A 20,191-nucleotide genomic window follows, 5' to 3' on the forward strand; every position below is an offset into this window, starting at 1 on the left:
ATCCTCCTGATTTTCGAAGCTCTGTGTCTCGAAATATAAACGAGGCATGGTGTCTTGTAAAGTGTCGGCATGACCGGAACCCGTGGCCGCCCGCGCAGCGAGGAAACCAGGCGCGCCATCCTGCGCGCCGCGCTGGAACTGTGTGAACGGGACGGCTACCAAGACCTGACCATCAAGGCCATCGCCGACGCCGCGGGCGCGGGCAGGCAGACGGTGTATCGCTGGTGGCCGGACAAGGCCGCGGTGCTCATGGAGGCGCTGGCCGGGCTCGTCGAGGAGAACCCGGCATTGCGTGTGCGCGCCGAGTCCGCCGACGTGCTCGCCGAGGTCGAAGGCTTGCTCACCGCGACCTACGAGCTCACGCGCGAGCTGACGGGCCAGGCTCTGGTGGGACTGATGGCCGACGCGCAACGCGATCCGGCGCTGTCCGAGCGATTGCAGGACGCCGTGATCGGCCCGCGTCGTGAGGTGTTGCGCACGCTGCTGCGACGAGGTGTGGACAGTGGTCGGTTCACCGGGGCGGTGTCGTTGGACCTCGTGGTCGATTTCGCTTTCGGAGTGATGTGGTACCGCCTGCTCGGGCGGCACGCTCCGGTCGACGGGGCGTTGGCGAGGGAAGTCGCCGCGGGTATCGCCGCCATGCTCGGGCCGAAGTGAGCGCGAGCGCCGTCGTATCGCGACCGTCGTGGAGGCGGTGACCGGTGCGACTCGAGTGCATATGTGACTGGCATCACAATTGCTAGTTGAGTCGCAGGTCAGCGCAGATGTGTTCGCCCTCTTCCTGTTACGTGACTGTTTGCCCGGGGCGAATCCTGGGTATCGGTCTGTTTCGTGCCACACCTTCGGTTCTCGCGGCCGGAGGTGGAACGAACCGAGGTCCGTGACGGACTGGAGAGGACGTGCACGTGACCGATCGAACTTCCGAGAGTTTCCCGCTGCGACGTTCCGTCGCGGCCTCCGCCATGGGCAACGCGACCGAATGGTTCGACTACGGCGTCTACGCGGCCACCGCGACGTATCTGACCGATGCCTTCTTCCCCGGGGAACTGGGCACGCTCGGCACCATGCTCGGCTTCGCCATCTCGTTCGTGCTCCGGCCGCTCGGCGGCATGGTGTGGGGCCCGCTCGGTGACCGCATCGGCCGTAAAGCCGTGCTGGCCACCACGATCCTGCTCATGGCCGCCGCCACCGGCGCCATCGGCGTGTTGCCCACCCACGCGTCCGTCGGCGTGCTGGCGCCCATCCTGCTGATTCTGCTCCGCGTGGTGCAGGGCTTCTCGACCGGCGGCGAATACGGCGGCGCGGCAACGTATCTCGCCGAGTGCGCGTCCGACCGCAAACGCGGATTCCTCGGCAGTTTCCTCGAATTCGGCACGCTCGCGGGCTTCGTCGGCGGCTCCGCGACGGTGCTGGCCTGCCAGCTCGCGCTCGGTTCGGACACCATGCACGACTGGGGCTGGCGCATCCCGTTCCTGATCGCCGTCCCGCTCGGCCTGACCGGCTGGTACCTGCGGGCCCGGCTCGACGAGAGCCCGGTGTTCACCGAGGTCGCCGAGCACAAGCGCCCGCCAGGCGGTCTGCGTGAAGTGGTGACCACCTACCGGCGCGAGACGCTGACGCTGGCCGGACTGGTGGTCGCGCTCAACGTGGTCAATTACACGCTGCTGACCTATCAGCCCACCTATCTGCAGAAAACGATCGGCTTGGGCGAATCGGCCACTACCGCGATGATGCTGCTCGGTCAGTTGGTGATGATGCTGGTGCTGCCGTTCTTCGGCCGGCTGTCCGACAACGTCGGCCGCCGTCCGATGTGGTTGTTCTCGCTGACCGGTCTCAGCGTGCTCGCGGTGCCGATGTACTGGCTGATGGGCCAGGGCACGGTATGGGCGATCTTCGGCTTCATCGTGCTCGGACTGTTGTACCTGCCGCAGTTGTCCACCATCAGCTCCACCTTCCCCGCGATCTTCCCGACCCATGTCCGGTACGCGGGCTTCGCGCTGGCCTACAACGTCTCCACCGCGATCTTCGGCGGCACCGCCCCGCTGATCAACGAGGCCGTCATCGAGGCAACCGGTTGGTCGCTGTTCCCCGCCGTCTACATGGTCGGCGCTTCCCTGATCGGTCTGGTCGCCTGGAACTACCTGCGCGAAACCGCCGGAACCTCGCTGCGCGGCACCGAAGTTCCCGACGCGGGTGAGTCGAGTCCGGACCCGAATCCTGACCTCCCCGCCCAGCCCGCGTTCTGAATCACGGCGTCGAAACATCCGGTGGGAGTGTGCGCGGTCGTATCGGCCACCTGAATGCCGAGCCGCCACGAGCCTGTGCGTCGATCGATGACGGAACATCGTTGATCTCAGCGGACACCGCCCGCCAAGTCGGCGAGACGTTCGTACATCAGGGCCAGATCGCGCTGGTAGCCGAGATCGGATGGCGCCGAGCGCACCAGATGGTCGGCGACAGCGAGTCCGCGGCGGAAATGCTGGGCCGCGCCGGCGATATCGCCGGTGTCGCGAGCGAGGCTGCCCAGTTTGTCGCAGCAGGACAGCAGATCGCGGCGATAGCCGAGGTTGCCCGGGTCGGCGGCCGACAGTTCCTCGGCGATCTCGGCCGAGCGGTTGTACCAGTCCCGCGCGGCATGGTGGTCGCCGCTCGCTCGCGAGAGAGTGCCGAGGCGGTCGTAAGTGACCGAGAGGTCGCGGCGGTAAGACGGGTTGGACGGCTGAGAGTCCACCAGAGCGAGATCGATGGTCATGGCGTTCCGGTACGCGCGATCGGCTTCGGCGAGGTCGTTCCGTGCACGGGCATGGTCGCCGAACCGGTGGTAGCAGAACGAGAGATCTCTGCGGTAGGTGCTGTTGTCCGGCGCGGATTCGACCAGGCTCGCGGCGACCGCGATGGCGTGCTCGTACAGTCGCGTCGCCTCTCCGTGATCTCCCTGGGCGGCTACGACTCTGCCGAGCGCGTTGTAGGCCAGCAGCAGATCACGCCGATACCGAAGGTTCACCGGGTCGGCGGCCGACAGTTCCTCCGCATGAATCAGGGCAGGCCTGCAGTGGGTGGCCGCGCCGTCGTAGTCGCCCTGATCCATCGCCAACGAGCCCAGCGCATCGCGGACGACCAAGAGGTCGCGACGATATCGGAGATTGCCAGGTGCGCTCGCGGCCAGTTCCTCCGTGCCCTCCAGCGCACGTCGGTAGAACCGGGCGGCTTCGCCGAAGTCGCGCCATTCTCTGGCGATGTCGCCGAGCACATTGCACATGACGACGAGGTCGCGGCGGTACTGCGGATTGGTGGGGTCGGCGGCGAGGAGTTCCTGTGTGAGAGCGAGGGCGCGATGGTAGTGCCGGATGGCCTCGTGCGGATCGCCGTTCGCGCGGATCGCCCCGCCGAGCCGGTCTACGGTGATCGACAGGTCGCGTCGGTATCCGAGGTTCGAGGGTTCGGCAGCGACGAGCGCTTCGGCGATCTCCATCGAGCGCCGGTACAGGCGGATCGCTTCGTCCAGATCTCCCCGAGTCCGGGCCATTTCGGCGAGCTTGTCGTAGCCGATCGAAAGATCCCGCTGGTACTGGAGGTTGTCCGGATCGGCATCGACCAGTTCTCGCGCCATGCTGATCGCGAGCTGGTAGCGCCGAGCGGCCTCATCGAGGTCGCCGGTGGCCGACGCCAGATCGCCCAGCTTGTTGTAGGACACCGAGAGATCGCGTCGATAGAGCGTATTCCCCGGGTCGGCCGCGGCGAGTTCCTCGGTGAGGAGGAGCGTGACCCCGTAGTGGCGCGCGGCTTTGTCGGCATCGCCCGCGGCGTGGGCGATGTCGCCGATCTTCTCGTTGACGACAGCGAGATCGCGGCGATACACGCGGTTCGCGGGTTCGGCCTCCGCGAGTTCTTCGACGATGGCGAGCGCGCAGTAGTGCAGTCTGGTCGCCGTGTCGACCGCGCCCGCTTTCCGTTCCAGATCGGCCAGTTTGCCGTACGACACCGACAGATCGCGGCGGTAACCGGAGTCGGCCGGTTGCGCGGTGGCGACACGTTCCCCGATGGCGACGGAGCGTCGGTACAGGCGTCCGGCTTCGGCCGCCCCGCTCGCGAGCGGGGTGAGTTCACCGTCGGAATCGCGCTCCTCGGCGAGGGGGCTGTCGAGGTCGTCATCGAGACCGAGGAGGAACGCGCGGCGGTACAGTCGCCCGGCTGCCCGCGTGTCGCCTGCGGCACGGAGACGATCGCCGATCTCGATCAAGGAGAGCGTCAGCTGTCGCGTGCTCCCGGAGTTCGACCCGTCGGCCGGGCTATTCGGTATCGAGCTGAGGAGGAGATGGGTGATCGAGCCGGGAAGCCGGACTTCCGGGTCGCCCTTCGAGGAATCCGCGATGTATTCGGCCAACCGGCGATGATGAGCGGCGACATACTTCGCGCAGGCGGAGGCGATGTATTCGTCTGTCGTGCGGAGCCGGGAGAGGATTTCGAAGCATCGCTCGCGCTGGCGGAGAGAAGCGCTGTGCACGCCGTCGGCCAGCAGCCGTACCCCGGCGTCTGTTTCCGCGCGCAGCGCCTGACCGACGAGCGCGTCGCCGAGCGGGCCGGGCGAGGGATCGAGATACCGCTCGCTCGGGAACTGGGACCGCAGCCACTGGACGAGCGCCACCCGGTCGGCGGCGGTATCGGGTCCATTCCCGAAGACGACTGTCATCAGCTGCTCCGCCTCGGCGGAATCATCCGCGCCGAACAAGGTCGCCACTGCGACGGCACGGCGCAGGTCGGCTTCGGGAACTCCGTCCGGAGCGGTCTCCTGCCACTCGCGAAACGGATCGATCGCTTTCGCGGAACTCTGCGGACGGGGCGTCGGAGCCGGTCCGGTGCCTTCGAGCGTTTGATCTTCGAACATGCGATCCCCCAATGGATTTCGTGAGCGAAAGAGCGCCGATCCTGGTGCTCAGGCTAACAGCGGGGTCTGACAGGTTCGGGCTCGTCGTTGTATGGGATCGCGTCGTGGTCGAGCGTCGTGGATGTGGGACTCGGTCACGCCGAGGAGGGTGACTCGTCGTCCTCCGGCCAGTCGTCCTCGATGACCAGCGTCCCGTCGCGCAGCGCGGTCGCGTACTGGTCGGCGACCAGGTCGGCGGGGTAGGTCGGCCAATAGGAGACCGCGCCGGTGGGCTTGTCGATGACGCAGACGGAGCCGCCGACGATCACCGGCGGACTGTCCGGGTCGACGTGCGGCGAGCGGGGGAAGGTGGCGACGGCGACGAAGCAGGTGTCGAACTCCGCTAGCTGATAGGTGATGCCTCGATCGGCGTAATCGCCGTTGGTGAGATGCCGCTCGGCGATCCGGTGTGCCTCGGTCGGGTCCACCGGTGTGGTCGCGTCGGTGGGGTAGGCGTGGATGTCCATGTGTCGATGGCAGCGGGGGTGTGGCCGCCTGCTCCTTCCGGGTCTCTGGATAGCACGATGGCGGCTCGGCGCAAGCCGGTTTGCGGTCAGTCGAAATGGATGGTGGACAGCATCTTGCGGGCCAGGATCTCCGGATCGGAGTCGGTGGCCAGTGCTGAATTATGCAGTGCGCCTTCGCGCCACAGCGAAGCGAAGCCGTGCACCAGCGACCACGCGGCGAGTCGGGTCGACAACTGACGGTCCTGACTGTGGCTCGGCTGGATGCTCGAAACGCCGGAGCGCAGCGCCGACCCGGATCGTTCTCGCGCGGCGCGCAGAGTCTCGTTCTCCGCGTGGAGAAGGCTGTGCCGGAACATCACGTCGAAGTGTCCCGGATGCTCGCGCGCGAAGCGAATGTAGGCCACCGCGACCTCGCGAAAGTCCGAACCGGCCTGCGCGAGCTGTTCGGCCAGCAGTTCGAATCCCTCGGTGGCCAACGCGGTGAGCAGTCCTGCTCGATCACCGAAGTGGTGGGCGGGCGCGGCGTGCGAGACGCCCGCGTGCCGGGCCAGGTTGCGCAGGGAGAGCGCGTCGACGCCGTCGGCGGCGATCCGTTCGGCGGCGGCGGTGAGCAGTGCCGCGCGGAGATCTCCGTGGTGATAACCGTCCTTCGCCATACCTCGATGGTGACCCATCATCTAGACATTGACAAGTTCATGACCGCAGCCGTATCTTTCCACTGTCAAGATTTGCTCTTCGATCCACAGGAGATCCCGATGGCACCGCTGGTCGTCCTCGTCGCCGTCACCGCACTCGCCCGGCTCATCGGCTGGCTCACCGGCAACGGCTGGCTCGATTCGTGGGCGCACGCGACCGCGCTCGGGCTGGCCGCGATGCTCGCGCTCACATCGAGCGCGCACTTCCTCCAGCCGCGCCGCGACGCTCTGGTCGCCATGGTGCCGCCCCGGCTGCCGAACGCCCCGGCGCTGGTGACGTCGACCGGTGTGCTGGAACTGGCGGGTGCGGTCGGCGTCCTCATTCCCGCGACCGCCGACCTGGCCGCGGCCTGCCTGATCGCGCTGCTGGTGGCGCTGTTCCCGGCGAACGTCCGCGCCGCCCGCGCCGAACTGGGCATCAAGACCATGCCGCTGCCGCTGCGGGCGCTGGTTCAGGTCCTGTTCATCGCGGCCTGCGTGGTCATAATCGTCGGCTGAGAACGGCGAAAGGCCCGCTCACGCATCGCAATCGATGGGTGAGCGGGCCTTTGCCGGGTCGGCGTTCAGCTGCCCCGCAATGCCTTGGCTATGGTGCGGCGCATGAACGGCCGCGCGATGTCCTCGGGCAGGTTCGCCCAGGCCAGGAAGAACCGCGTGAGCGGGTCGAGCGCGATGTGGTGGCGGCCGCGTTCCAGGCCGCGTACGGCGGCCTCGGCGACGCGCTCGGCAGGCATCGGCTCGATCGACCCGGTGATCGCCTTGGTCTCGACCGGCTTACGGTTGTTCTCCATGGCCAGCCCCGGTGTGTCGGTGTCGGCCGGATAGATCACCGTGACGTCCACGCCTTTCGGCTCCACTTCGTAGCGCAGGCACAACGCCAGCTGCCGGATGCTCGCCTTGGTCGGTCCGTAGGCGGTATACCCGGTGATGCCGAGAAACGCCGACGTGGAGCTGACCAACAGGATCTTTCCCCTGGACCGCTCCACCATGCCGGGCAGCACCCGCCGCACCGCGTGCACCGCACCGAGATAGTTCGCCGACATCTGCGCCTCGAACTCGTCGGGCCGCACTTCGAGGAACCGCCCGGGCAGCGCGAGACCGGCGCAGCAGGCGATGACCTCGCACGGTCCGTTGCGCTGCTCCAGTTCCGTGATGGCCGAGGCGAGTTGCTCCGCGCTCGTGACGTCCGCGGCGGCCCAGTCCGCGCCCAGTCGTTTCGCGGTGTCGCGCAGCGGAAGCTTCCGCCGCGCGATGAGCGAGACCTGCGCCCCACGCCCCGCGAAGGCCTCCGCCACCGCGGCGCCGATCCCTTCCGATCCTCCGGTGACGATGACGTGCTTGCCGACCCAGTCCTTGACCCGTGCCATCGCGGCGACTCAGGCTCGACTGGCGGTGACGATGTCGGCGATCCGGTCCCGCCACAGCAGATAGGTGGCGGAGCTGCCGTCGTCGGGCAGATCATCGAGCGAACTCTCGATCAGCGCGTCGGTCTTCGCCACGGTGGTCCCGCAGAAGACCTGCGCCGCCGCTTCGCTGTGCTCGTTGACGCTGTTGGTCTGCTGCCGGATGCGGGCGACCATGGCCGAGCCCAGCGACAGCTGCGGCCGGAACTCGCCGGCCACGTCCCAGAGTTCCTCCATCGCAGCCGATTCCACGCCGCCCGCGAAGGTGACGGCGATGCCGACGCCGCTCCACAGATCGGCGTGCCGTTTCGGCTCGAACTCGCCGATCAGCCGCACGACACCGGCCGGGCTGCCGCCGCCGATGAACCACAGCGCGCGGCCCATGCCCTGGTCCGCGATGCGCTTCAGGTTGTCGCGGTCGCCGAGCCAGCCGGGGTAGCGGGTCTCGACGTGCTTGTCCCGCACGTAGCGCTGCATCTGGAAGAACGCCTTGTAGAAGCCGTAGCCGTCGATGGCGAGCCAGCGGAACAGCGGGTGCTGCGGGAACAGCTTCTTCCACCGGAACTTCGGGATCTTCGCCATGGCGAGGCCGACGCCGACGTACATGGTCAGCGCGTATTCGCTGGCCGGGCCGTCGATCAGGTCGGCGGCGCGCCGGCCGGGCGAGAGCGAGTCGACAGCGGTGAGGCCGACTGCCGCGCCCTCGTAGGCGAACCCGCGGTACTTCGGCGGCACCCGCAAGAGGGTGGCGATCAGCTCGTCGTTGTCGGAGCTGCGGACCGCGGAGTCGATGCCGCCGACCAAATGCATCGTCACCTGCTCGAGTTCGAGCGCGGTGTGCTGGTCGGGCTGCTCGAACCCGCTGAGCACCTGGCGGACACTGGCCGGACTGGGGACGAACAGGGCCGCGCGCAGCGGACCCAACGGCGAGGGCATGGGGTTCTCCAATCGTCGGAGGAGTGGGGGATCGTCACAGGATCAAGCGACGGAAGCCGCCGTCGAAGAAGGTCAGCGTTCCCGTGGCGGCCAGTTCGGCGTCGCGTTCGGCGTGTACGACCTCGCCGACGACGATGCTGTGGTCGCCGCTGTCGAATACGGCGTCGAGCTTGCACTCCAAGCCCGCGGCCGCGTGCGCCAGCATCGGCGCCGCGGTGTGCGGTCCGGGGAACCACTCGACCTGGTCGAATTGCGCGCTGCCGTCGGGGCGCGCCGAGTCGGCGAAATACCGGGCCACCGGCTCCTGGTCCGCGGAAAGCACCGAAACGGCGAACGCGCCCGCCTCGTGGATCGCCCGGTGCAGGCGCGCCGTATGGGCGACGCACACCAGGATCAGCGGGGGATCCAGCGAGACGGACGTGAACGCGTTGGCGGTCATGCCGTGCGGCCGTGGCCACCCGGTGGTGACCACGGTGACACCGGTGGTGAACGCGCCGAGCACGCGGCGCAGCTCGGCGCGGTCGGTCATGAGCGGGCGGCCTCCTTCTCCGGTTCGGGTTCACCCGCGATGTCGGCCTCCAGGTCGTCGGCCACCACGGGCTGCTCCGCCGCTTCCGGCGCGGCGCCCCGTTGCCGCCACCATTCGGCGATGCCGCGCACCCACCAGTAGACGCCGCGCGCGCCGCAGACGATGACCAGCGCGATGAACAACCCGTAGGAGATGTGCAGCGCGGTGACCACGCCGTACATGATGCCGACCGAGGCGCCGAACATGATCTGCTGCTTCTTGCCCGACGGGGTGGTGCCCGGGTCGGTGACCATGTAGTTGGTGAACAGGACGAACGCCAGACCGGTCATCATGCTCAGGCCGGCCAGGATCGAGATGTTCGGTTCGATGAGCCCGCGCACGATGGCCTGCAGCGCGAACGCGCCCACCCACGCCATGATCAGCGGCATCTTCAGCGTCAGCTTGGCGTTGAGCATGGTGCCGGTCGTGAGCAGGCCGAGCACGATGAGCGCGTCCGCCGGTCCGGTGATGTATTCGGTGAAGTGGTACGGCGGTGCGACCGCGATCATCGGGAACACCAGGAAGCACACCACGACACCGAAGTTCGACGGGTTCATGAAGTGGCGCATCTTGCCGTTGATCTTGGCGCGCAGCACCCACTTCGTGCCGACCGCGACCACGATGCCGAAGATCACCGGCCACAGCTTGTCGTGCGCGAAGGTCAGGAAGTTGAACGCCAAGCCGGTGATGTGCGCGGGCAACAGGAATTCGAACAACCCACGCGGTCCGCGGCCGCGGAAGGCGGGCGCACGCTTGTACGCCCAGGCCGCCAGGACCTCCAGCCCGATTTCGGTGGTGTAGGCGGTGGCCAGTGCGATGAACGGCCAGAGGAACGGCTGCTCGAAGCCGAGCAGCGGGAACCCGATCAGGTTGAAGATCGTGATCGAGATGGCGAAGTTGCGCAGCGCCAGGTAGCGCGGATCCTTCGTCGCCGCGGGCTTTTCCATCCATTCCTTGGCGAATTCGGTGCCCGAGCGCTGCATCGACGAGATGCGTTCGGCGGTGGTCGTCGGTGCGGCCGTGCCGTTGCTTTCGGGAGCGGCGCCGTTGCCGTTGGCCGCGCCGTTGCCGTTGGCCGCCGATGTTTCGTGATGACCGTTCGAGGCGGCTTTCGCCTCGCCCGGATCCTTGTTGTCGTTGTCGCTCATCGCTGCTTGACCTCCTGCGCGTCCGAGGCGAGGTTCACGGTGTGCCAGCCCGGCGCGAGCTGGAGGGATTGATCGTGCGGGGTGCCGTTGGTCTCCCGCCAGCGGAGCGTGACGTTCAACGGAGCGGCCGGATCGACCTCGCCGAGGCCGATGTGCACCTCGGTGGCCCGCTTGCCGGTGTGCCCGCTGCCGCCGTCGAGGTGGCTGGTGAGCAACCGGCCGTCCGGGGTGCGGACCTCGACCTGGGCGTCCACCGCCGGAACGCCCTGCGGGGGCAGACCGGCGACGGTGGTCGTGGCCGCGTTGCCCTCCCAAGCCTGCTTGAACAGCTTCAGGCCGAGGAACTGGCCGCCCTTCGCCTTGTTGTTGTGGTAGAAGGTCGGGTCGCCCCACTGGCGGGCGACGGCGAAGCTGAGCGCGCCGTTGCCGGATGTGTCGCCGACCGCGATGCCGCGCGAGGGCACCGGGGTGTCCATGCCGAGCGCGTGGGTGAGGTTGGCGAACTTGCCGTCGTCACCGCGGCTGAAGAAGCCGACCGGATTGCTGCCCGCCAGATCGGCGTCCGAGCTGATGATCGGCCAGGCCCAGGGGTACCTGGTCAGGTCGTCGTTCATGGTGCCGAGTTCCTGGATCTGCGGCCACCGGTTGGTCTCACCCTTGATCATGCCGGTCGCCTGGATCAGTTCGTTGCGGCCGTCGTTGTCGAAGTCATCGATCTTGGCGTCCCAGCCCCAGGTCTCCCAGGCCAGCCCGACGTCCGTGGCGCGGTTCTTGAACGGCGCGATGCCCTCGGCCAGTTGACGTGCCGCGTCGGCGGTGTCTTTGGCCGTGTTGTAGAACGCGAAGTGGCCTTCCATGAGCGCGAAGCGCACGGCGATGTTGCTGACGAACAGGTCGGGCATGCCGTCGCCGTTCAGGTCGCCGAAGTCGGCCGCCATGCCCTTGTCCGAATCATGGCCCATCACATAGGACTTCGGCTCGGTGATGCCGCGTTCGCCCTCGGCGTAGCCGAAGCGGATCTGGCCCGGTGTGGACTTGTTGACGAACAGGCGGTCGCGCCCGAAGTCGTTGGCCACGTACAGCTCGGGAAGCTGATCGCCGTTCAGGTCGGCCGCGGCGGCGGCCAGCGCCCATCCGGTGTCCATGCCGATCGGGAACGGGTTGGCCACCTCGCGGTATTCGGCGGTCGGCTCGTCACCCGATTTGGCGGAGGCGAGGGTGAAGATGCGATCCTTGCCGCCGTTGCGCGCGTTGGACAGCGAGTCGGTCATCCACAGCGCGAGCTGGCCGTCCTTGGAGAGCACGTCCATGTCGTTGAAGTACTGGCCCAGGTAGATGTCCGGCTTGCCGTCACCGTCGAAGTCGGACACCGAGACCGCCGCGGTGATCCAGCGCTGGCCCTCGTAGTGCCCGTCCGGGGTGTTCGGGGACGGCACGATGTCGACCGGGCGGAACGCCTTGGCGTCCAGGTGGGTCGCGTTGGCGCGCTGCAGGTACAGGATCGGCGTGCGGCCGTAGTACGACACCAGTGCGTCCATGCGGCCGTCACCGTTGAAGTCGCCCGGGATGCAGCCGGACGGAACCGTGGAGGAGTCGGCGGGCAGCGGCCGCGGATCGAGCACGAAGGGCTCGTACCGGGCGGTGTTGCTGTCCGGCGTCGGCGTGATGAAGGCCGTGTCGGAGCGGGGGTCGACCACGCACAGGTCGTCGGCAAGCCGGTTGCCGTCGAAGTCGTTCATCGCGATGGCCGCGCCGACCGAGGAGATCCAGGCCGACAGGTGCTTGTACGGCTCGCGCAGCTCGCGGATCTTGCGGTCGGTCGGCAGGCCCTTTGGCAGCGCGATCGGCATCGCGGTGAAGTCGAACTTGCTCGCGATGGGGCCGCCCGCCTCGTCGTAGGTGGGCAGCAGCGCCGACCGTGCGGGAATGAACAGCGAGCCCATCAGCAGCAGCGCCACCCCGGGCACCACCGCCTTTCGGAGGAGGGATCGATTGATGGGAATTTTCACGAGTGCTGCTCCTCATGGGCGAGTGTGAATTGCTGTCCCGCGGTGTCCGCGAGTCCGTCGAGCACCTCGCGCAGCGTGGCCAGCGCCTGGTCCATTTGCTGCTCGGTGTGCCTGCAGTTGATGAAGAACCGCAGCCTGGCCTCTCCCGCCGGGACGACCGGGTGGGTGATGGCGTTCACGCTGAAGTCGCGTTGCAGCATGGCCAATGCCGCCAGCACGGCCGGTTCGTCGGCGCCGGTCATCACGGGGATGATCGGCGAACCCTTCGACGTGCCGATGTCGAAGCCGTAGTCCTTGGCGCGGCGGTGGAAGTACTCGCTGTTGTGCCGCAGCCGCGTCACGCGTTCCGGCTCGTCGCGCAGGACCCCGAGCCCGGCCAAGGCGGCGCCGATCGCCGACGGGGCCGGGGCGGCGGTGTACATGCTCAAACCGCCCGCGACGTACTTGAATCCGTCGACCAGTTCCCGGTTGCCCGCGAGGTAGCCGCCGACGCTGCCGAGCGCTTTGGACAGCGTGCCCATCCAGACGTCCACGGCGTCGCCGGGCAGGTCGAACAGCTCGCGCACACCGTGCCCGGTGGCGCCGAGGGTGCCGAACGAATGCGCCTCGTCGATCATGATCGAGCAGTCGTAGCGCCGGGCCACCTCGATGATCTCGGGCAACCGCACCACGTCGCCGTCCATGCTGTAGAGGCCCTCGATGATCACCATGGCCCGGTCGAAGCTGCGCCGCGACATCTTGAGGATCGTCTCGAGCGATTCCGGATCGTTGTGCCGGAAGGAAACTCGCTTGCAGCGCGACCACTCCGTGCCGGAGACCACGCTGTGGTGGATCAGCGCGTCACAGACCGCGAGATCACGCTTGCCGAGCAGGAATCCGACCGCGGCGGCGTTGGTGAGGTAGCCGCTCGCGGTCACCAGCGCCGCCTCGGTGTCGTAGATGCGCGCGATCTCGGCTTCCAGCTCGCGATAGATCGGCAGCTCGCCCGCCACGATCCGGACCGCGGCGGCGGAGGTGCCGTACTGATCGATCGCGTCCTTGGCGGCCTGTCGTACCCGGGGGTCGGCGGCCAGGTCCAGGTAGCCGAAGCTGCTGAAGTTCACCACGTCCCGATCGGCCATCCGGGTCACCGCGCCGCTGATGCCCTCGTGCGGCAGGTAGTACGGGTTGACCAGACCGACCTCGTTGACCCAGGCGTCGAACCGCCCGAACCGCTGCGCGGCCTCGAGCACGCCGGGGTGGTCACGGAACGACGTGTGCGCGACTCCGCGCGACGCGCTGTTGCCGGTCGCCGCGGTAGGGACGGCGGGGCCGTCCGCGGCACGCGCGCCGTTGCCGGTCGCCGGGGCGGTGTTCTCGCCGTTGGCGTGCCTGGCCAGCAGTGCGCGGGCCAGTTCCCTGTTGTTGCCGGTCATTCGTCCTCGCTCCTCGCCGCGCGCTCTTCTTCCTGGACAATCTGCTCGGCAATTCGCGCGCCGAGCCCGCGCAACGTCAGTCCGATCACGGCGAGCACCGACAGCTGGGTGCCGAGCACTTGCACCACGCGGGCGCCGAACTCCATGCCCATCAGCGAATCCATGCCGAGCTCGGGCAGCGGGGTGTTCAGATCGATCGTCTCGGCGTCGACGCCGAGCACCGCGGCCAGCTGCTCGGCGAGCAGGTAGGCCACCACCTCGCCGCGCTGCTCCACCCCCAGTTGAAGGATCTCCGCCCGCAGCGCGCCCGCGCCCGACGCCCCGCCGCCCGCGGCCGCCACCTGGTCGGCGAAACGCGGTGTGCGGGTGGACGGGCGATGCGCCAGCGCCCACTGACTCCAGTCCACGTCGAACAGCACGATCTGCGGCAGGTTCAGCCGCAGGCATTCGCCCAGCAGATCGGTGGCCACGTCCATGTCCACCGAGCGGTAACCGGTCATCTCCGCATATCGGCTGACCGCCTCGTAATCGGCCATGCCGCCGCCACCGCTCATGAAGCCCCAGTTCACCGCGAGTGCGGCGGCGCCGCGGGCCCGGCGGGCGGACGCGATCATGTCCAACACGGAATTCGCTGCCGCGTAGCCGAATTGGGGCGAGATGCCGACGATGCTGCTCGCCGAGGAAAACAGCACGAACATGTCGAGGTCGATGTCGGCGGCGGTGACGGCGGTGTCCAGGTTGACCGCACCGGCGACCTTGGGGCCGAAGATCTCCGCCAGCGACTCGGCGGTGATCTGCGGGACCTCGAGGTTGTTCACCACGCCGGCCGCGTGGAACACCCCGCGCAGGGGATGTCCGCTGGCCTGAATGCGTTCGACCAGCGCGGCGACGGCGTCGTAGTCGGCCATGTCGAGACGCTCCTCGACGACCTCCACGCCCGTGGCGGTGAGCTCGGCGACCGCGGCGCGGGCCGCGTCACCGGTCGCGCCGCTGCGTCCGGCCAGCACCACGCGCCGCGCGCCGATCCGCACCAGCCAGCGCGCGGTGGCCAGACCGAACGCGCCGAAGCCGCCGGTCACCAGGTAGCTGGCCGCGGGGTCGATCGGCAGACTCGGCCGCTTGGCCAGCACGGTCGGTTCCGGCTCCCGCAGATCGAGCACGACCCGGCCGATCTGCTTGGACCGCACCACGGTCTCGAACGCCTCGGCGGTCGACGTGAGCGGGAACGCGGTGTACGGCAGGTACTCGTAGGTGCCGTCGTTCAGCGCGTCCATCGCCCGGCGCGCCGCGCGGCGGACCAGCTCGGGGCGCACGGCCAGGGCGCGGTCCATGTCCACGGCGAAGAACGACAGGTTTCGGTCGAAGGGGCGCAGGTCGATCGCGCCGCCGCCGTAGATGTCGGCCTTGCCGATCTCGATGATCCGCCCGAACTCGGCGGCCGCCCGCAGGTTCTGCTGAAGGATCTCGCCGGGGGAGGAGTTGTAGATTACGTCGACGCCACGTCCCGCGGTCAGGCCGAGCACGTCGTCGACGAAGCTGATCGAACGCGAGTTGACCACCTCGTGCGCCCCCGCCGCCGCGGCCACCGCTCGGCGCTCTTCCGAGCCCGCCGTCGCGATCACCCGCGCACCGAGGCGCACCGCCACTTGGACCGCGGCCATGCCCATGCCGCCCGCCGCGCCGTGGATCAGCACCGTCTCACCCGGTCGCAGGTGCGCGAGCTCGCCGAAGGCGAATTCGGCGGTGAGGAAGGGCAGTACCGAGCTGGAGTGGCACGGGTCGAGCTCGGTGTCCGGGTAGTCGAGTGGCATCGTGGCGCCCTCGTCGGGCCGGAGGGTGACGTACCTGCGAACCAGGTCCCTGGCACACACCGACATCTCGTCCCCGACGGCGACCTCGGTCACTCCCGGGCCGACGCGCTCGACCACGCCGAAACCGTCCATACCCAGGTCGGTGCCGAAATACGTGCCGGCAAGCTCCTTTTCGGTGAGCACACCGAGCACCTTGAGCGCGTCCTTGTAGTTCAGGCCCACCGCGTCCATCCGGATCTCGACCTCGCCCGGCCCCGGCGGCACGCGATCGACCGCGCGCCACGCCAGGTCCGACAGCAATCGGGAGCGCGGAACCTCCAGGCGGAAAGAGGTTTCCGGGTCGGTCAGCGGCGCGGCCTCGTCCCAGACCGCCAGATGGTCGCGCAGGGACTTGCGCAGATGCAGGGCCCAGCACGCGCCCGCCCGCAAGGCGACCTCGTCGGCTCGTCCGTCGCCGAACACCTGCTCCAGGATGTCCGCGGCGCGCGTAGTGGATTCGGTGTCGACCAGTCGCCACTGCACCGCGGGCTGCTCGTTGCGCAGCGTGCGCCGGGCGCCGGTGAGCGCGGCCTGCGCGGGATGGGCGAAGGCGTCGACCGGCAGGCAGAACGCCTGCTCGGTGACCACCACCGCGCGCACCTCGGTCGCCGGGGCGTCGTCGTCCTCCTCGCCGACCACCAGTTCGCCGACCGCTTTGGCGACCTGGGCGAGCCCGTAGGCGTTGGGCACCGCGTCCAGTTCGGCGCCGGACACCACGACGAGGCGACCGCGCGTCACGCCGGGCCGCTCCTGCGCGGCGCGCAGGGCGGCGAGGACACGATCGGAGGCGTCGGCCTCCTCCGGTTCCAGGGTCAGGATCTCCGCCGACGCTCGCGCGCTGGCGATCTCCTTCGCGCGCTGGGAGACGGTGCTGCCCAGGCTGACCACGAGCAGGAACTCCTCCCCGTCCGCGGGTTCGTCGGCGGTCGCGGTGTCGTCGACGATGGACCACACCGGCTCGTAGAACAGCTCGTCGAGCTGGTCGTGCAGATCCGGATCGCCCCCGAGGGCGGCAAATCGTACACCTGAAAGATGCAGTGCCACGGCACCTTCCGGCGAAGCGACGGTGATGTCCGCGCACAGCGGGTCGCCGTCAACGCGGCGGACGAGCACGACGGCCTGCTCGGGCAGCGGGCCGGTCCAGCGGACCCCGGCGACCGAGGACGGCACCACGACGCTCGCGCCGTGCGCGGTCTGCGCGTACAGCGCCGCGAAACATTGCAGCGCGGCGTCGACCGCCGCGGGATGGGCCAGATGCGGCAGGCTCGGCGCGCTCCCGGCCAGCGGCGTGAGATCCAGCCGGGCCAGCACGGAGTCGGAACCCACGCTGGCGGCGGTGATCAGCCGGAAGCTCGGTCCGTAGGCGAGGCCGTGCGCGGCCAGGCCGTCGTAGAGCGTCGCCGCGGACACCTCCACCGCGTCGGCCGCCGGGGTGAGGTCGACGGAGCGCGCGTCGACGTCCGCCTCGATCAGCCTGCCGTACGCGTTGACGGTCCAGGTGGTCGCGGTGGCGGCGCGCGAACGCAGGGTGAACCTGTGGGTGGTCTCCTCGACGGTGAGACGCAATACCGGCACGTCGTGCCGGCCGATCACCAGCGGCGCGACGAACTGGACCGACTCCAGCCCGAAGCAGGCGCGACCGGTCCGCACCGCGACGGCGCTGAGCGCGGCGTCCAGATAGGCCGCGCCCGGCAGCACGACGGAACCGTCCACCACGTGATCGGGCAGCCACGGCAGCGCGGCCACCGACAACTCGACTTCCCACTCCGGCGCGGACGCCGCGGTGCGCTGGCCGAGCATGACGTAGCCGTCGACCGCGCCGACGCGGTCCGCCTCGATCGCCGGGTCCTCGGTCCACAGCGTGCGGCGTTGCCACGGGTAGCGAGGCAGATCCAGATGCGCCACAGGCGTTTCCGTCGCGCCCGGTGCGTGCGCCGTGTCCAAGCCGCCCGTCTGGTACAGCTCGCCGACCGCGCGCAGCAGGTTGTCGCGGTCGTCGGCGTTGCGGGACAGCGTGCTGATCGCCGCGCCGTCCAGGCCGCGGCGCACGAACGCCTCCTTGATGTTGCCGCTGAGCACCGGGTGCGGTCCCACCTCGAGGAAGACCCGGTGGCCTGCGTCGAGCAGGCTGTCCACGGCCGCGCCGAACCGCACCGGCTCGCGCACGTTGCGGCACCAGTACTCGGCGTCCCAGTCGGGGCCGGGCAGTTCCCCGCCGGTGACGGTGGACCAGATCGGCACCCGCGCGGGTCGCGGCGCGAGTCCGGCGAGCACGGTGGTGAGTTCGCCGAGGATGGGGTCCATCAGGTGGCTGTGGTAGGGCACCTCGACGCGCAGCGCCCTGGCGAAGACGCCTTCGGCGGTGAGTTCCTCCCGAATACGGTCCAATTCGGCCGAGTCGCCGGACAGTGTCGCCGCGGAGTGGCTGTTGATCGCCGCGACGCAGACGCCCGCAACGCCCGCGAGACGCTCGCGCAGTTGGTCTTCCGACAGGCCGACGGCGAGCATGCCGCCGGTGCCCGCGGTGGTGGCCTGCAATCGGGCGCGGTGATAGCTCACCAGCAGCGCGTCGTGCAGCGACAGCGAGCCCGAGGCGTAGGCCGAGGCCACTTCGCCGACGCTGTGGCCGACCACCGCGGCGGGGTGGATGCCGAGTTCGGCGAATTCGGCCAGGAGCGCGGCCTGGACCAGGAAGTTCGCCGGCTGCGCGTACGCGGTTCTGGTGATCTGCGACTCCGCCTCGGGACGCAGCAGTTCCTCGACGATCGACCAGCCCGCGATGTCCTGGAAGATTTCGTCGATCGATCGCGCGGCGGCGGCGAAATGCCCGCCGGCCTCGAGCAGGCCACGGGCCATGCCCCACCACTGCGGGCCCATGCCGCTGAAGACGAACACCGGCTGGGTGGAGCCGTCGGTGAGCGCGCGGGCGGGTGACTTGCTCGCGCCCGCGGCGAAATCGGCCAGCTGCGCGCGGAGATCGTCGGTGTCGCGGTAGGCGAACGCCGCGCGGATCGGATGGTGCGCCCGCTGCGTCCACGCCGCCTCGGTCACCGCGTCCGCGGGGATGGTCTCGGTCAGGTCGTGCACCTGGGTGGCCATCGTGCGCAACGCGGTCTCGTTGCGGGCCGACAGCGGCAGCACCGTGATCGGCCCGCGCTTCCGCTCCTGCGCGGGCGCTTCCGGCGCACGGGTGAGGATCGCATGGGCGTTGGTGCCGCCGTAGCCGAAGCTGTTGACCGCCACCGCGGCCCGGCCGTCGTCGTTGGGCAGCGGTTCGGTCTCCAGCGGAATGCGCACTCGCAGTTCGTCGAACCGGATCTCCGGGTTCGGGTTGTCCAGCCGCAGTTGCGGTGCGATGACGCCGTGGTGCAGCGTCAGCGCGGCCTTGATGAGACCCGCGACGCCCGCGGCGGCCTCGGTGTGGCCGATGTTGTTCTTCACCGAGCCGACCGGCAGCGGTTCGTCGCGGCCCTCGACCGCGCCGTACACCGCGCCGAGGGCGGCCAATTCGAGCGGGTCGCCGACGGGCGTGCCGGTGCCGTGCGCCTCCACATAGCGGACGTCGTGCGCGTCGATGCCCGCCAGCCGGTGCACCCGCCGGGCCAGCGCCTCCTGCGCGGCCGGGTTGGGCACCGGGATGGCCAGTGTGCGGCCGTCCTGGTTCACGCCGCTGCCGCGCACCACCGCGTAGATCCGGTCGCGGTCGCGGACCGCCGCGTCGAGCGTCTTCAGCACCACGGCGCCGGCGCCCTCACCGCGCCCGTAGCCGTCGGCGGCCGCGTCGAAGGACTTGCACCGGCCGTCGACCGCGAGGAACCGGCCCTTGCACATGGAGATGAACGCCTCGGGTCGCAGCATCGCGTTGGCGCCGCCGACGATCGCCGTCTCGCACTCGCCCGACTCCAGCGCCAGCACCGCCTGGTGCAGCGCGACCAAGGAGGAGGAGCAGGCGGTGTCGATGGTCATGGTGGGCCCGAGCAGATCCAGCAGGAACGCGATGCGGGCCGACAGCAGCGTGTGTGACGAGCTGGTCGGGCTGTGGCTGTTGATCGAGGCCCTGGCCACCGAGCCGCTGCGCACCAGCGCGTTGTCGTTCATGAAGCCGCCGACGAACACGCCGACCTCGCGGCCGCCGACCCGGCCCGCCATCCCCGCGTCGTCGAGCGCCTCCCAGGCGACCTCGAGCAGCAGCCGCTGCTGCGGATCCATGATCGACGCCTCACGCTGGGAGATGCCGAAGAACTCGGCGTCGAAGTCCCACAGCGACTGGGTCAGGAATCCACCATGCCTGGTGTACATCCGCCCCGGGGCGTCCGGGTCCGGGTCGTAGAACTTCGCGAGGTTCCAGCGGTCCGCCGGTACTTCCACGATCCCGTCGCCCTTGTGCACGACGAGATCCCAGAAAGTGTCCGGTCCGTCGATGCCGCCCGGAAAACGGCAGCCGATACCGACAATTGCTACATTGGGCATGAAAATCCCCTGATGCTCGGGCATTCGGAAACGCAGACGGTTTCACGTCGGCGTCGTCGAATCAGCGTGGAGACAGCCGGAATAGCGGCGCCGGTAAACCTGTTCGGCCATGGCGTCGTCCGGCGGTGAAGTGGTTCCGCGGTAGGAGGTCAGTGTCCACCCATGGTAGGAGCGGCGATTCGCGAAGGTCAATACGGAATCGTGCGGGCGGTTACCGAAAACCATTGCTGAGCAAGTAATGCCGAATTCGTCATCAACGCAGTTCAGAGGGGGTATGACGGGATTATTCCGGCGTTATTACAGAGT

The 20,191-nt window shown here is 68.9% G+C and carries 13 protein-coding genes; 3 read left to right on the forward strand and 10 right to left on the reverse strand.

Features of this window, described 5'->3' with window-relative positions; translation table 11 throughout:
- The first annotated feature begins 69 nt into the window (after positions 1-69).
- Together ACIHAX_RS10355 and ACIHAX_RS10360 are read left to right on the forward strand one after the other, a co-directional pair.
- Positions 70-657 (forward strand): TetR/AcrR family transcriptional regulator, encoded by a 588-nt coding sequence (locus tag ACIHAX_RS10355; RefSeq protein ID WP_355077747.1) that lies wholly within the window; start codon positions 70-72, stop codon positions 655-657.
- Between the two features lie 305 nt (positions 658-962).
- On the forward strand, positions 963-2,246 hold the full coding sequence (locus ACIHAX_RS10360) for an MFS transporter (protein ID WP_397276993.1): 1,284 nt from the start codon (positions 963-965) through the stop codon (positions 2,244-2,246).
- A 107-nt stretch (positions 2,247-2,353) separates the two neighbouring features.
- On the opposite strand, the gene ACIHAX_RS10365 is transcribed toward ACIHAX_RS10360, so the two are convergent.
- From ACIHAX_RS10365 to ACIHAX_RS10375, 3 genes are all read right to left on the reverse strand, one after another.
- Positions 2,354-4,885, reverse strand: coding sequence for a tetratricopeptide repeat protein (locus ACIHAX_RS10365; protein ID WP_397276953.1), 2,532 nt, complete (start codon positions 4,883-4,885; stop codon positions 2,354-2,356).
- A 134-nt stretch (positions 4,886-5,019) separates the two neighbouring features.
- Positions 5,020-5,391, reverse strand: coding sequence for a hypothetical protein (locus ACIHAX_RS10370; RefSeq protein ID WP_355077744.1), 372 nt, complete (start codon positions 5,389-5,391; stop codon positions 5,020-5,022).
- 86 nt (positions 5,392-5,477) lie between these two features.
- Positions 5,478-6,047, reverse strand: coding sequence for a WHG domain-containing protein (locus tag ACIHAX_RS10375; protein WP_355077742.1), 570 nt, complete (start codon positions 6,045-6,047; stop codon positions 5,478-5,480).
- A 99-nt stretch (positions 6,048-6,146) separates the two neighbouring features.
- On the opposite strand from ACIHAX_RS10375, the gene ACIHAX_RS10380 reads away from it, so the two are divergent.
- Complete coding sequence (locus tag ACIHAX_RS10380; RefSeq protein ID WP_364429461.1) at positions 6,147-6,584, forward strand: hypothetical protein; 438 nt, start codon at positions 6,147-6,149, stop codon at positions 6,582-6,584.
- Between the two features lie 65 nt (positions 6,585-6,649).
- Here ACIHAX_RS10380 and ACIHAX_RS10385 read toward each other — a convergent pair whose 3' ends face one another.
- From ACIHAX_RS10385 to ACIHAX_RS10415, 7 genes are read right to left on the reverse strand one after another with little or no spacing between them, the layout of a single operon-like run.
- On the reverse strand, positions 6,650-7,453 hold the full coding sequence (locus tag ACIHAX_RS10385) for an SDR family oxidoreductase (protein WP_364429458.1): 804 nt from the start codon (positions 7,451-7,453) through the stop codon (positions 6,650-6,652).
- A 9-nt stretch (positions 7,454-7,462) separates the two neighbouring features.
- Entirely contained in the window at positions 7,463-8,425 is a 963-nt protein-coding gene (locus ACIHAX_RS10390) for a DUF1702 family protein (RefSeq protein ID WP_356961059.1), read from the reverse strand.
- A 34-nt stretch (positions 8,426-8,459) separates the two neighbouring features.
- The gene (locus tag ACIHAX_RS10395; protein ID WP_355077734.1) at positions 8,460-8,954 is read right to left on the reverse strand and encodes a flavin reductase family protein; all 495 of its coding nucleotides are present in this window, start codon (positions 8,952-8,954) and stop codon (positions 8,460-8,462) included.
- Positions 8,951-10,141: an enediyne biosynthesis protein gene (locus ACIHAX_RS10400; RefSeq protein ID WP_355077732.1), complete on the reverse strand. Its 1,191-nt coding sequence runs from the start codon at positions 10,139-10,141 to the stop codon at positions 8,951-8,953. The genes ACIHAX_RS10395 and ACIHAX_RS10400 overlap by 4 nt, the downstream gene beginning before the upstream one ends.
- Positions 10,138-12,150 carry a CRTAC1 family protein gene (locus ACIHAX_RS10405; RefSeq protein WP_356961060.1) on the reverse strand — a complete coding sequence of 671 codons (2,013 nt, stop codon included), beginning with the start codon at positions 12,148-12,150 and terminating at the stop codon, positions 10,138-10,140. Before ACIHAX_RS10405 ends, ACIHAX_RS10400 begins: the two co-directional genes overlap by 4 nt.
- Positions 12,147-13,565, reverse strand: coding sequence for an aminotransferase class I/II-fold pyridoxal phosphate-dependent enzyme (locus tag ACIHAX_RS10410; RefSeq protein WP_364429449.1), 1,419 nt, complete (start codon positions 13,563-13,565; stop codon positions 12,147-12,149). The genes ACIHAX_RS10405 and ACIHAX_RS10410 overlap by 4 nt, the downstream gene beginning before the upstream one ends.
- On the reverse strand, positions 13,562-19,885 hold the full coding sequence (locus ACIHAX_RS10415; protein ID WP_397276957.1) for an SDR family NAD(P)-dependent oxidoreductase: 6,324 nt from the start codon (positions 19,883-19,885) through the stop codon (positions 13,562-13,564). The genes ACIHAX_RS10410 and ACIHAX_RS10415 overlap by 4 nt, the downstream gene beginning before the upstream one ends.
- Positions 19,886-20,191 lie beyond the last annotated feature (306 nt).

It is taken from the genome of Nocardia sp. NPDC051929, assembly GCF_044548645.1.
Lineage (GTDB): Bacteria > Actinomycetota > Actinomycetes > Mycobacteriales > Mycobacteriaceae > Nocardia > Nocardia sichangensis.